13 protein-coding genes are annotated in these 14,217 nt (G+C 39.8%); all 13 read left to right on the top strand.

Going from position 1 to position 14,217, the window contains the following annotated elements; all coding sequences use genetic code 11:
• The first annotated feature begins 1 nt into the window (after position 1).
• The 13 genes from gcvPA to ACQ4KW_RS11965 all read left to right on the top strand — a co-directional run bounded on the left by gcvPA (position 2) and on the right by ACQ4KW_RS11965 (position 14,212).
• Complete coding sequence (gene gcvPA / locus ACQ4KW_RS12025; RefSeq protein WP_430882723.1) at positions 2–1,345, top strand: aminomethyl-transferring glycine dehydrogenase subunit GcvPA; 1,344 nt, start codon at positions 2–4, stop codon at positions 1,343–1,345.
• Complete coding sequence (gcvPB, locus tag ACQ4KW_RS12020; protein ID WP_430882722.1) at positions 1,342–2,793, top strand: aminomethyl-transferring glycine dehydrogenase subunit GcvPB; 1,452 nt, start codon at positions 1,342–1,344, stop codon at positions 2,791–2,793. Before gcvPA ends, gcvPB begins: the two co-directional genes overlap by 4 nt.
• Positions 2,793–4,232: a dihydrolipoyl dehydrogenase gene (gene lpdA / locus ACQ4KW_RS12015; RefSeq protein ID WP_430882721.1), complete on the top strand. Its 1,440-nt coding sequence runs from the start codon at positions 2,793–2,795 to the stop codon at positions 4,230–4,232. Before gcvPB ends, lpdA begins: the two co-directional genes overlap by 1 nt.
• A 184-nt stretch (positions 4,233–4,416) precedes the next feature.
• Positions 4,417–5,655: a serine hydroxymethyltransferase gene (gene glyA / locus ACQ4KW_RS12010; RefSeq protein ID WP_430882720.1), complete on the top strand. Its 1,239-nt coding sequence runs from the start codon at positions 4,417–4,419 to the stop codon at positions 5,653–5,655.
• Positions 5,656–6,260: 605 nt separating this feature from the next.
• Positions 6,261–6,521: a stage V sporulation protein S gene (locus ACQ4KW_RS12005; protein ID WP_430882719.1), complete on the top strand. Its 261-nt coding sequence runs from the start codon at positions 6,261–6,263 to the stop codon at positions 6,519–6,521.
• A gap of 27 nt (positions 6,522–6,548) precedes the next feature.
• Positions 6,549–6,809, top strand: a complete 261-nt coding sequence (locus tag ACQ4KW_RS12000; protein ID WP_430882718.1) for a stage V sporulation protein S — start codon at positions 6,549–6,551, stop codon at positions 6,807–6,809.
• Positions 6,810–7,107: 298 nt separating this feature from the next.
• Complete coding sequence (gene purB, locus ACQ4KW_RS11995; RefSeq protein ID WP_430882717.1) at positions 7,108–8,538, top strand: adenylosuccinate lyase; 1,431 nt, start codon at positions 7,108–7,110, stop codon at positions 8,536–8,538.
• 105 nt (positions 8,539–8,643) lie between these two features.
• On the top strand, positions 8,644–9,321 hold the full coding sequence (locus ACQ4KW_RS11990; protein ID WP_430882716.1) for a hypothetical protein: 678 nt from the start codon (positions 8,644–8,646) through the stop codon (positions 9,319–9,321).
• Positions 9,322–9,380: 59 nt separating this feature from the next.
• A complete protein-coding gene (locus ACQ4KW_RS11985) occupies positions 9,381–9,935 on the top strand; it encodes a GrpB family protein (RefSeq protein ID WP_430882715.1) in 555 nt (184 codons plus the stop codon).
• 87 nt (positions 9,936–10,022) lie between these two features.
• Positions 10,023–10,679: an SAF domain-containing protein gene (locus ACQ4KW_RS11980; RefSeq protein ID WP_430882714.1), complete on the top strand. Its 657-nt coding sequence runs from the start codon at positions 10,023–10,025 to the stop codon at positions 10,677–10,679.
• Positions 10,680–10,689: 10 nt separating this feature from the next.
• Positions 10,690–11,853: an AAA family ATPase gene (locus ACQ4KW_RS11975; RefSeq protein ID WP_430882713.1), complete on the top strand. Its 1,164-nt coding sequence runs from the start codon at positions 10,690–10,692 to the stop codon at positions 11,851–11,853.
• Positions 11,837–13,288, top strand: a complete 1,452-nt coding sequence (locus tag ACQ4KW_RS11970) for an ATPase, T2SS/T4P/T4SS family (protein ID WP_430882712.1) — start codon at positions 11,837–11,839, stop codon at positions 13,286–13,288. Before ACQ4KW_RS11975 ends, ACQ4KW_RS11970 begins: the two co-directional genes overlap by 17 nt.
• Entirely contained in the window at positions 13,289–14,212 is a 924-nt protein-coding gene (locus ACQ4KW_RS11965; protein ID WP_430882711.1) for a hypothetical protein, read from the top strand. It begins immediately after the preceding gene.
• Positions 14,213–14,217 lie beyond the last annotated feature (5 nt).

The following is a 14,217-nucleotide window of genomic DNA, read 5'->3' as shown; positions in this document are numbered from 1 at the left end:
TATGTTTCCATACATTCCGATCACAGATCAAGAAAAAAAACATATGCTTGACACGATTGGAGTAACAAGCGCAGAGGCCCTCTTCGAGGATATACCAGAGGGCCTGCGTTTAAATCGTGGGCTTAATTTTGACAATTCGATGTCGGAATATTCTGTAAAGAAGCATATGCATCACTTAGGACAGAAGAATAAAACAGTCAATGATTATGTCAGCTTCCTTGGAGCAGGCACATATGACCATTACATTCCTTCGGCGGTAGCCCATATAACTGGTCGCAGCGAATTTTATACGGCTTACACGCCCTATCAGCCAGAGATCAGCCAGGGGACCTTGCAGTGCATATTTGAATACCAGACAATGATTTGCGAACTTACTGGTATGGAAGCAACAAATGCATCCATGTATGATGGTGCGACTGCAGCAGCTGAAGCAGCTATGATTGCCACTGAAGGCAAGAAAGACAACCTTATTTTTGTTTCAGAAACTGTACATCCAGAAACCCTGGAAGTCATAAAGACATATATGCATTATAGGGGTGTAGAGGTGAAGATGGTCCCTAAATCAGAAGGTGTCACTGATTTAAAGGCTTTGGAGGCTATGATCAGCAAAGATTGTTCTGCGGTCATTGTACAGTCGCCCAACTATTTAGGAAATCTTGAAGATCTTGAAGCGGTGGCCAACCTAGCAAAAGATAATAAGGCTCTTTCTATTGCTTCAGTTGATCCACTTTCCCTATCTCTTTTAAAATCGCCGGGAGATTGCGGGATAAACATTGCAGTTGGAGATGCACAAGGCTTTGGAAATGCCATGAATTTTGGTGGGCCTCATATTGGATTTATGGCTGTTGGAAAAAAACAGATGCGTAAACTTCCAGGGAGAATCGTAGGGGAAACCGTAGATAGTGAAGGGAAAAAAGCCTACGTTCTAACCCTTCAAGCGCGGGAGCAGCATATACGAAGAGAAAAGGCATCATCAAATATTTGCTCCAATCAGGCCATTAACGCCCTGGCTGTCACAGTCTACTTGTCCTTAATGGGTAAGAATGGTCTAAAAAAAGTAGCTGAAGAGTCACATAAAAGAGCGGTCTATCTGAGAAATAAGCTTGTAGACACAGGCTTGTTTGAAGCCCCTTATAAGGCACCGTTTTTTAAGGAATTTGTCTTGAAATCCAAGGTGTCATCCAAGGTGATTCTTGAACAATTAAAGGACAATGGCATACTAGGTGGTTTAGAGCTTGGCCACCAGTATGAAGACCTTGATAACAGCCTGTTAATTTGTGCCACTGAGAAGCGGACAAAAGAAGAACTAGATGCATATATAAAAGTTGTGGAGGGCTTGAAATGATGAGACCATTAATCTTTGAAAGATCAGTTGAAGGACGCGTGGGACATTTCGTTGACCCCTTTGAAGAGAATGTTGAATCACTCATACCGACTTCTTTTCTCAGATCAGATAGTCCAGAACTTCCAGAGGTCAGTGAGACGGAAGTGATACGTCACTATACCGAATTGAGCACGCTCAACTATGGTGTAGATACAGGGTTTTATCCACTTGGATCTTGCACCATGAAATACAATCCAAAGGTCAATGAAGATGTGGCAGCCCTGCCTAGCTTTACTGATATTCATCCATATCAGCCCCTTGACACGGTTCAAGGGACCCTTGAAATGATGTACAATTTGTCAGAACTTTTAGCTGAAGTGACAGGCATGGATGAAATGTCATTACAACCTTCTGCAGGCGCTCATGGAGAGCTTGCTGGAATTATGATGATTCGTGCTTACCATGAAGCAAGAGGAGACTATAGCAGAACTAAAATTATTGTGCCTGATTCAGCGCATGGAACCAATCCTGCAACTGCAAGTGTTGCTGGTCTTGATATTATTGAAGTGAAATCGAATGAAAAAGGCGAAGTGGACATTGACAGTTTAAAATCTGTCCTTGATGATTCCATTGCAGGCTTAATGTTGACAAACCCCAACACACTTGGATTATTTGAAACACAAATTGATCAAATTGCGTCACTTGTTCACGAAGCTGGCGGTCTGCTTTACTATGATGGGGCCAATATGAATGCAATTATGGGACATACCAGACCAGGTGATATGGGCTTTGATGTGGTCCACCTGAACCTGCATAAGACTTTTTCAACACCACACGGCGGTGGTGGTCCAGGCAGTGGCCCTGTTGGAGTTAAGGCAAAACTAAAAGAATTCTTACCAAAGCCAGTTCTGGTAAAAAACGATGACAAGTCCTACGCATTTGACTATGACCGCCCTAAAAGTATAGGTAGAATGAAAAGCTACTATGGCAATGTGGGCATCCTGCTTAGAGCCTATACATACCTAAAGACAATGGGGGCTGATGGTCTGAAAAAAGCAAGTGAGACAGCAGTTCTTAATGCCAATTACATGCAAGCTCGCTTGAAGGACCATTACAAATTGCCTGTGGACAGACTGTGCAAGCATGAGTTTGTTTTAGCTGGTACAGGAGACAGCCTAAGTCAAGTCACAACGCTTGATATTGCAAAGCGACTGTTGGATTTTGGATACCATCCTCCAACAATATACTTCCCACTTATTGTCGACTCAGCGCTTATGATTGAACCAACAGAAACTGAGAGTCTAGAAACCATAGATGCATTTATTGAAGCCATGATTGAAATAAGAAATGAGAGCAGACAAGAGCCAGCTCGTTTAAAAGCGGCACCAACTAAGACCATTATAGGTCGTGTTGATGAAACGGCTGCTGCCCGCAAACCTATACTGCGCTGGATGAAAGGGGCGGTATAGTGGCTAAAACAATCACGGTTATTGGTGGTGGTCCAGGCGGATATGTAGCAGCCATTCGTGGCGCCCAACTTGGAGCAGATGTTACACTTATTGAAAACCACAAAATTGGTGGAACATGTCTTAACTATGGATGTATACCTACAAAAGCATTTTATAAAAGTGCTGAAGTGCTTGAAAACCTAAGCATTGCAGACCAGTTCGGACTAGATGTTGCAGATTTTAACTTGAATGTAGAAAAGCTTCAAAAGCATAAAAATGGCGTTGTCGAAGAATTGACCTCAGGTATTGAGAAGATCTTGATTGCAAATGGTGTAACCATAATTAAGGGAACTGCATCCTTTGAGTCTGACAAGACGGTGTCCGTAAAGAAAGACGATAAGCAAGTTATTGAAATAGAGTCAGATTATTTTATTCTTGCAACGGGGTCTAAGGTTTTTGTACCTCAAATAGAAGGGATTGACAGTAAGAGGCTCGTAACCAGTAAGGAACTCCTTGATTTTGACAGGCTTCCAGAAAAATTAGTCGTTCTTGGCGGTGGCGTTGTAGCGATGGAATTTGCTAGCATATTTAATGCCTTTGGTTCCGATGTAACCGTAGTGGCAAGAAGTAGTGTTTTAAAAGGCTTCGACAAGGATGTTGTGAAACGTGTGAGTGCCTATTTGAAAAAGAAAGGCATTAAAATACTCACAAATACAAATCTTTTAAAACTATCAGATGAAGACACATATACAGGTGTGCACATTAGCGGTAAAAAGGGTGCGTCTGTCTTAAACGCTGATCTTGTACTCTCGGCGATGGGACGTAAACCAAATACTGAGGGCTTGTCACTGGACAAGGCTGGTATAGAAATTACGGGTTCAGCCATAGCTGTAGATGATCATTATAAAACAAGCAATAGCAGAGTCTATGCAATTGGTGATGTAAATGGCAAATACATGTTGGCCCATGCGGCCTCACACCAGGGTGTTCATGTTGTTGAAGGCATCATGGCACTAGAGACCATGCCTGGTGGTCAAGAAGGTTCAGTGGGCACTGATAAAATGAATATTGTTCCAAGCTGTGTTTTCATATCACCAGAAATGGCATCCGTTGGTGTCAATGAAGATGAAGCCACTGAAAAAGGCCTGGAGATAAAAGTGAGCAAGTTTCCTTTTTCTGCAAATGGAAAAGCTATGACGATGAATCACACGGAGGGCTTTGTAAAGTTAACCGCTCTTAGTGATGGTCAACTTATAGGCGCTCAAATAGTGGGGGCGCATGCCTCTGATTTGATCCATGAGTTGACAATAGCCATTGCTCATGGACTAAAAGATACAGATGTCACAACAACAATACATGCACACCCAACCCTGTCAGAGTCTGTTTCTGAGGCAGCCTACGGGTTGCTTGATGGAGCGCTTCACATGGCTCCAGTGAAAAGAAGAAAAGACAAAAAATAGCTTGCAATATATAGATTTGTCATCTACAAATTGAGTGGACTGTCGTGGAATAACTATGAATATTTAACATATAAATCTATGAGCTATAGTGTTACGATTATAAATAAATAAAGATCAGTATTGAATAAGGAATAGGCAAAAGCAGTGAATTGATAGTCACTTGGATAAGAAATGAGGGGGTTCTATGAATTTCAAATTTTTACCAGAGCGCGATCCGGAGTTATACAAAGCCATTCAAGATGAAATGGAAAGACAATCATCAAACATAGAGCTAATAGCATCTGAAAACTTCACAAGTTTGACAGTTATGGAAGCTCACGGTTCAGCTCTGACAAACAAATATGCTGAAGGCTATCCAGATAAGAGATATTATGGTGGTTGCGAGCATGTGGATGTTGCTGAAAAGCTTGCTATTAATAGAATGAAAGCGCTATTTGATGCAGAGCATGCCAATGTACAGCCCCATTCAGGCTCTCAAGCCAATATGGGTGTGTACTTTGCTGTCCTTGAGCCAGGGGATAAGATTCTGGGAATGAATCTATCTGATGGCGGCCACTTGACTCACGGCAGTCCAGTCAACTTTTCTGGAAAGCTATATGATGTGGTTTCTTACTCAGTTGATGAAAAAGGTTACATAGATTATGATGCATTAAGACAAATGGCCCTCAAGGAAAAGCCAAAGATGATTGTAAGTGGCGCCAGTGCATATGCACGAATTATTGATTTCGAAAAAATCCGTGAAATATGTGATGAAGTTGATGCTTATATGCTGGTGGATATGGCTCACATAGCAGGATTGGTGGCGACTGGATTACACCCAAGTCCGGTGCCATATGCAGATTTTGTAACAACGACAACCCATAAGACTTTACGCGGTCCTAGGGGGGGCGCTATTCTCTGCAAGGAAGCCTATAAAAAGAAAATTGACAAGACAATATTCCCAGGCATCCAGGGGGGACCCCTTATGCATGTTATAGCTGCCAAAGCTGCATGCTTTAAAGAAGCCATGTCAGATGATTTTAAAGCATATCAAAAACAAGTTATAAAAAATGCATCTGTACTTGCGGATGCTTTTGTATCACATGGATTTGATATTGTATCAGGTGGCACAGACAATCATTTAATGCTTGTTGATTTAAGAAGCAAAAACATCACAGGCAAGGACGCTGAAAAACTTCTTGATTCTATTGGCATTACCACAAACAAAAACACGGTGCCAAATGAAACAGAAAGTCCTTTTGTAACGAGTGGCCTTCGTATTGGTACACCGGCAGTCACGTCCCGCGGTTATAAAGAAGAAGATATGACAGAAATTGCTGATATTATTAACTATGTCATTGAAAACCGTCAAGGAGACCTAAGTGAGGCACAAGCACGAGTTGATGCTTTATGCAAAAAATATCCACTCTACCCTGAGCGTTAAGAAACAAGAAAATCATGAGCGTTTAGATGATGGAAAATGCCTTAATGAATATGATAATAATGAGCGTACACACCTTGGAAATAAATGGGTGTGTACGCTTTTTCATATGGTATAAAACCCATAAGGTATAAGCAGACGCTTAGTCATTTCAAAAAGGGGCAAGGTAAGGCCTGTGAGGAATAAGTGTGGGTTGAAAGTGATGGCATAGGGTCTCAGTGGTAAAGCATTTATTATTCTAATAAACATTGTAAATTAAATACACGTTGATAATTACATTACTTAAAATTATTTATCCAATACGCATTTTTTTATTTTAATCGTGTTTTGGGTGTTAATTCTTGGGTATTGAGTTATAGAGTGTTAGTTGGTAGACTTTCGAAGGAGAGTGATGCTTCAAAAGTTCAAATGAATTACATAATTTAATAAGCACATAATACAAGATATGAAAAAATATGTATTGATTCATCAGTTGTTTTGAAGGCGCCTAAACTCACCAAATTAGATGACAAGCGGGTGTTTCACTTAAAACGGCGAATAAGTATTTATGAAAGAGTCAAACCACAAGACACAATATTTTTAGACATGATTAATTAGGAGGCGTAGACATGGAAGTATTAAAGGTATCAGCAAGATCGAATCCCAATTCTGTAGCGGGTGCATTAGCGGGTGTTCTTCGTGAAGCGGGCAATGCTGAAATGCAGGCCATTGGTGCGGGGGCGATCAATCAGGCAATTAAGGCCGTTGCAATTGCAAGGGGTTTCGTAGCGCCGAGTGGTGTTGATTTAGTATGTATACCGGCTTTCACGGATATACAAATCGATGGGGAAGAACGAACAGCCATTAAACTCATAGTTCAACCGAAGTAATTATCGCAGCAAGGAGGATGCATATATATGGAAGTACTTAAAGTATCGTCACATTCGAATCCTAATTCTGTAGCAGGTGCATTAGCAGGTGTCATCCGAGAACATGGTGGAGCTGAAATACAAGCGATTGGGGCTGGCGCTATCAATCAAGCTGTAAAAGCAATCGCAATCGCAAGGGGATATGTGTCTCCATCGGGTATTGATTTGGTATGTATTCCTGCCTTTGCAGACATTGAAATTGATGGGGAAGAACGAACAGCCATTAAACTGATTGTTCAACCACGATAATTAAAAATTTACATGATTAATACTTAAGCAGGCATATTAATATGTGCCTGCTTTTAATGTGCTCAGCTCGGAAAAATATCGTTAAAGATACAAAAGTCAACCAGACAAATGACTAAATTGTTCCTTAGCTTATAGGTTAAACCCTATAATAGAAAGAAATCTTGATATTTATTCGATAGAAAACCTTTTCAAGTTGAATATTCTGTCCTAGTACGTTATAATACAAATGCGAATGAAAAAGCAAAATATGAAATAAATATTCGAATTTATAAACGTCTTCGAGGAGGAAATGAATAGCATGTCTACACAATATTCTAACCCACTAATTGAGCGATACAGTTCAAAGGAAATGAGCGAGATATTTTCACCACAAAAGAAATTCTCTACATGGAGAAGACTTTGGGTCGCGCTTGCAGAAGTTGAGAAAGAACTCGGTCTAAACATAACCGATGAGCAAATTGCTCAAATGAAGGCGAACATTGATGATATTGATTTTAAACGTGCAGCAGAACACGAAAAAATTAGACGTCATGACGTTATGGCACATGTTCACACTTTTGGCGAACAATGTCCTGACGCTATGCCGATCATTCATTTAGGGGCTACCAGTGCATATGTTGGAGACAATACTGATCTTATTCAGATGAAAGAAGCCCTTGAACTTGTCCGTGTAAAACTGGTTAATTTGATTTCAAAATTAAAAAGTTTTGCTCTAGAGTACAAGGCTCAACCAACACTGGGATTCACACATTTCCAGCCCGCACAGCTTACGACAGTTGGAAAACGTGCAACCTTGTGGATGATTGATTTGGTAATGGATTACAATGATATCACATACCTTATTGACTCATTAAAAATGCGTGGTGTTAAGGGAACAACAGGTACACAAGCAAGTTACCTGGCATTATTTGATGGAGACCATGAAAAAGTAAAAGCCTTAGATGAAAAAATAGCTCAGAAGTTCGGATTTGATGGGGCCTTGGCTGTCACAGGTCAAACCTACACACGTAAAATTGATGCAAGGGTATCAGCAGCTCTAAGTGGTGTTGCGCAGTCTATGCATAAAATGACAAATGATTTAAGACTTCTTCAACACATGAAGGAAGTGGAAGAGCCATTTGCCAAACATCAAATTGGGTCGTCAGCAATGGCGTATAAGCGAAACCCAATGCGTTCAGAGCGTATTGCTGCTTTAAGTCGTTTTGTAATGGCTTCAGCTGCAAACCCAGCTATGACACAATCAAGTCAGTGGTTTGAAAGAACCCTTGATGATTCTGCCAACAAGAGACTGGCAATCCCTGAAGCCTTTTTAGCGGTTGATGCCATTCTGGACATAGGCAATAATGTCACAACTGGTCTTGTTGTATATCCAAAGGTTATTGAAAAGCATATGAATGCTGAATTGCCTTTTATGGCCACTGAGAATATTATTATGGAAGCTGTAAAGCGTGGAGGAGACCGTCAAGAACTACACGAACTTATTCGAGTCCATTCAATGGAAGCTGCAAAGCAGGTCAAAGAGCTAGGTTTAAAAAATGATCTTCTTGAAAGAATCGTTAAGGATCCTGCGTTTGGCTTAGATGAAAGTGATATTGAAAAACTTCTCAACCCTGCTGACTACATTGGAAGATCAGACAAACAAGTGGTTGAATTTATAGAGTCAGAAGTTGATCCGATCATTGAACAATATAAGGACCAGCTTGGTCAAGAAGTTGAATTGAAAGTTTAAAACCACAAGCAGTGGTATAGGGCCACGGCCATAACAACAAAATAGCCACTTAAATGTGACCCCTCTTCAATTTTGGGTATACTCCCTATGAAGAGGGGTGATTTTATGCATTCATTTGACTTTAATCAAGTGATTCATTCATCAGCGGGATTATTTAGGCTATTAAATCTGGATGACTGGGCTGATGAAGTTGAAAAAAGTTTTGAAATCGAGAGCGAAGAAGACGATATATTTGATTTAATGCGGACACATCATTTAAGTCAGACAATTATAATGCCTTCTTATAAGTTTCAAATTGAAAACAGTCAGTCTTTTTCAGAAAAAATGTCCTTCGGTATTGAAAAAATGGGCATGAGCGCATATATAACAGATTCCGTTCAAAAAGATCCAAATAATCGATTTGTAGAAAGTGACTTTAATATTACGGCTCGGTTTGATAAACCTTATGCCTTGCTATACTCATGGGATATGCACCAAGACTGTACATATGGAATGAGTGGGCGACAAATTCGCCAGTTGTTTGCCGAAAGTGGATGGACTGGAATGACGGCTCAGGAGTTTTTAGTGACCCAGTCAAGATCCTTAGTGGATTCGAGTGCCTGTGACAAAATGTGGACATGGCTTGTTGATTCAAGCAATGATAGCCTGACTTCAGTTGGTTTTATTGATGGAGGCTCGGTTAAAGTGTATACTTGTAAACAGGGCAGTCGGCACGAAAAGCGGGGGGCCTTAGTAACGCACATTATTCCTTTAAGGGAAGTCAAACAGTATGTGCGTGAATAGATCTATTTAGCTGTGAAAGAAAGACCAATCAATAAGGCGACCAGACAGGAGCGATGTAAATGACAGAAGAAAGAAAAGTCGTAAGAAAAGTGGAAGTTGTAGGTCCAGATGAATCATGGGAAGCTATATTTGAACTTGAAAAAGACCGACTAAAACACTTGTTTGGTGACTTGGTTGTAGAGGTTTATCATATTGGAAGCACGGCGATTCCCAATATATATGCAAAACCTATTATTGATATACTAATTGAAGTGAAAAACATAGAAAAAGTTGATAAGTTCAATTCTGGTATGAAGCAATTGGGATATATACCAAAGGGTGAATACGGTATTCCTGGAAGGCGTTTTTTTATAAAGGGAACAGAAATGGAAAGAACCCATCACATCCATATTTTTCAGCAAGGGGATGTGGAAGTCGGCAGACATGTCAATTTTAGGGACTATATGCGTCTCCATCCCGATAAGGCCATGGCCTACTCAAAACTGAAACGAGACCTGGCTCAAAAATATCCTGAAGATATTACAAGTTATATGACTGGAAAAAATGGCTTTATAAAGACCATTGAAGCCGAAATTATTATATGGAAGAAAAATATTGAAAAAGACCTTTTTTAAATAGATGCATCTGCATCTATTTTTTATTTGCAGTAAATGGAATTATATGGTAGTATAAATAACATAATATGGAAACGGGATGGGATTATGAAAAAAAACAAATACGAATTGCTTAAAGGAATTATTGGAATCTTGCTATGTGTTACTTCGGTGGCGGGCATATACTACTGGGAGTCATATGGACGTGAAGAATATGTGAAAGAAGAGGTTGTTGTTCTAAAAACATCCGTGAAACCATTGACGGTCATTACGAACAAGGACCTAACTCTGGTTAAAATAGAGAAATCCGGACTAATTGAAAATCCAATCACCAACAAGAAAGAGATTGTAGGAAAGGTATCAAAGCACTTCATTCCAGCTCGTGGTCAGTTAACAAGCGAGTACTTCGAAGCACAAAATATGATGCCAAATGAAGGGGAGTACATTTTTCAAATGCCTTCAGACTGGATCGCTACATTGCCATCCACTTTAAGGAGAAGCGATGATGCCTATTTGTATCCTGTCCTATTGGATGAAGGTCAAGATGTTGGTTTAAGTGTGGAGAAAAAAGATCCTATAAAGTGTCTACGAATCGCTTTTGTTAGAAATCAAGCCAATCAGGAAGTTGAATCTGTGAATGGTTCAGACCGTCTGGTGGCAAATTCTAACATTTCAAAAATAGAGCTGATTGCAAGTATAGAGGATATTAACGAATTATCAAGCATGCGTAGTGAAGGCTACAAATTCATAGTTATGTATAGATAAGAGGGATAAAATGAAAGCAGTTGGATTACTTTCAAATGATATAGAGCTCAAGGCTTTTCTGGAACAAACAGAGCGATTTAACTCGGTAGAACTGATTGATGAAGAGACGTTTGTAAATGGTCTTCATGACATCTATATTATTAGTGATCAGGTTATGCCGTTTAACAATGTTAAATCCTTTATAGGTCAAAGCGAGGGCAAACCGATTTTTTATATGGTTTCTAGCCAAAACTTTACTAATTTGACAGAAGCGGTCGTTCATTCAGGTGGTCTTGTTATGGTACCACCAAAACTGACCCCAAGCCAAATAGCAGATTTCATTGTAAAAAAGCTGGGACAAGAGCTCATTCAAAAGAATAAGGTATTTACCTTCTTTGGGGCAGATTCCAAGGTTGGCACCACAATGGTTACACAGTCTGTTGCAAAACATTTAAGCACATTTAGTGACAGTATACTATTCATACCACTTGATGGGGGCTTTGGGGATGACTATACAAGATTCGACAGCAAATTTGGGATAAGCGACTTAAAATCAAAATTACAAGCGCAAATTGCCAGCGCCAGTGAAATGAAAGAAGCTTGTGTAAAGACATCTGATGGATATTATCTTATGCCGGGCCTTAAAAGCATATTGGCAAGACAGCAGTTTCATCCTAAACATATCACATTTATGATTGATTTAATGAAAGAACGGTTTGATGTGGTCTTACTTGATGCCGGCTCAAACATTGAACTGGGAATGTCAATTTCAGCCCTCAATGCGACCCCCAATCGCTTCTTGGTGACAACCCAGCAAGTGCTCTCATTGAAAAGATTTAAAAGGGTTGAATATCAAGTACTAAACAAGCTTTCTGTTGATAAGTTTCTACTTGTTGCTAATAAACATGTGGCGTCAAGTGCCTTGAGCGATACAAACCTGATGGAAAAAGAATATGGCTTTCCGCTTGTGTCGACGCTTCCGTATATGGAATATGGATGGCAGTGTGAGCAGGAACAGTCCACCCTATATTCTTATAAAGATGAAGAATACACACGTGGAATTATTGATATTGGAAAGATCATATCATCACACTTGGGCAAAGACTGGGTCAATCAAGACACCAGTAAAAAAGGTATTATTCACAAATTGTTTGGACGTGGTAAGGAAGTGAAGCAATATGGAAAAGCTCTTTAAGCTTGATGAATATCTGGGACATGTTGAAGTAGAGGAAATGCCAATAAGGGTCAAGCAGAGTCAAAATGGAAAGCTGGATCAGTTTCAAGACTTGTGCAAGACGATCCTTGAGGCATTCACCCTAGAATGGGAAGAAGACAGTTCAGGCTTCGAAGTCATTTTAGAAAGACAAAAAAGAGCCATCATTGGATATGACAAAGAAGTGAAGTACTTCAAAGATAAAATTAGCGAGTATCTAAAAGAGAATAGTATAAAAATGTCTTGGCACCCTAGGTGGTACTCAGATATTGTAGAAGCTGTTTTCCAGGAAAATTGGGGCTTGGCAGGTCTATCAGAATGGATCCAAGGGGATAAAGAAAGCCTTAGAGGCTCAAGCTCTGCAAAAATTATTGGGGATAGAATATATTTTCTTATTAATGGTGAGCTAGAGCTCCAACCTCAAAAGATAAATGAAATTAGAAGGCGACAGCTTAGGAAAGCCCTACTTCTCAAAACACCAAGGAAAAGACTGCATGATGACTATCATGAAGTTTATATGTTAAATGGTACGCGTATAACCATTTATGGGGAAGGCAAGACGAAGGAAACTCAAGATACGATCGTTTTTAGAAAGTTCTTCGTAAAGGATTATACATTCGAAAAGCAAGTGGCTTTGGGGTCTATTCCAAAGGAGTCGGTGCCGCTGTTTAAAGCCATGATTCGATCTGGTTACAATGTTGCCTTTACAGGGGCCGTAAGAACTGCCAAGACAACGTTTCTAACAACATGGCAGTCTTATGAGAATCCAAAGCTAGAAGGTGTCTCAGTGGAAACGGACCCGGAAATTCCCTTTCATGAAATTATGCCGGAGGCGCCCATACTACAGCTTGTTGCGGATGGTGAAGAACTAGAAAAAATAGTCAAGAGTATCATGCGATCAGATGCAGATTATATCATTCTGGGGGAAGCTCGGGATGGCGTGGCTCTCAATATTGCAGTTAAAATTGCCAACAAGGGAACACGCCGGGTCAAAATGACTTTTCACTGTTCGGACACAATGGACTTTTGCTATGATGTCGCTGATGAAATTGTTAAGAGTTATGGTGGCTCCCTCTATAGCACAATTCTTAAAGTGGCCAAAAGTTTTCAGTTTGTATTTCAATTTGTACAGCTCAAAGATAAATCTCAAAAGAGGCTAAAGAGTATATATGAAATTGAGTATGACCCCTTGAACCATGACGTTCATATGAATCAAATTTGTAAATATAGATATAAAACTGATGACTGGGTTTGGAACGGGGATTTGTCCCCATCTACAATTGAATTTGGAAAAGAAGAAGATGAAGCATCCACCATAGCTTTTGAAAGATGCCTTAAAAGTTTAAGCGAGAAATACCCTGACGGGTCAACGTGTAAGTTTAAACCAGCCTATGATCATTTAAAGGTGGGACGCTAGATGCAAATAATTATGTACTTCATGCTTATAATTGGATTGATTCTTCTTTTTGCATCAAGTATGCAAGGGGTGATTCGCAGGGTCTTGTATGGTGTGAAGCCTATTCGACGAGAATATGGAAAAAAAGGGGTCTTTGTAGATCATGTTCGGTCACTGCTCTTTATAGTGTATGGCGAGAATGCTTCATCTCTTGTTGAACTTATAGTAATAACAAATATGTTCTTTACGGGGATGACATTTTTCTGGACGCTTAGTAAACTGAACCTGAAAATGGCAGTGTTCTCTGGATTTTGTATACTTGTTGGACCATACGCCTTGCTCCGTTTGAAACTTTATACCATCAGGATTGAAAGCAGCTATGAAGGAGAATTCCTACTGACGGAGTTAATTAATCAATATAAGATCAATAACTTTAATATGGTTGAAGCCATTGATGCGTCAATTGCTCATTTGGCCAATGCACCTCAGTCAAGACGTCTCATTTTCCACATGTCTTTGCGATTAAAATCCTATTCGGATCGACAGGACCTTGAGAGAATCCTCTATGATTTTACATATGGGATAAACACCCAGTGGAGCCGTTTGCTTATGAACAACATTCTCCTTTCAATTGATGAAGGACTGGTGGTGACCTCGGGGCTTGTTGATATTCAAAATGAACTTAAACGTGCTAAAAAAGCTTATGAAAAAGGAGCAAGAAACACATCGGAAGGGTTTGCCATAGTTAAGTACCTGATACCTGCCTTATATGGATTCACAGTATTTATGTCCATTAAGTATTTTGACTTTACCCTTCATAAGTTTATTGCATATCAGGTTTTTACACCATCAGGTATGCACTTGCTCATTGTTAATGGGGCCCTTTATGTTCTGAATATACTTTTGATGGTTTTATTTAATAGAAGAAAATTCGATATAGCCTAATATTT

The organism is Tianxiuia mixotrophica (genome assembly GCF_050596425.1).
Lineage (GTDB): Bacteria > Bacillota > Clostridia > Peptostreptococcales > Acidaminobacteraceae.
Note: the sequence above shows the minus strand (reverse complement) of the source record. Positions and strands in the feature narration are given on the sequence as shown.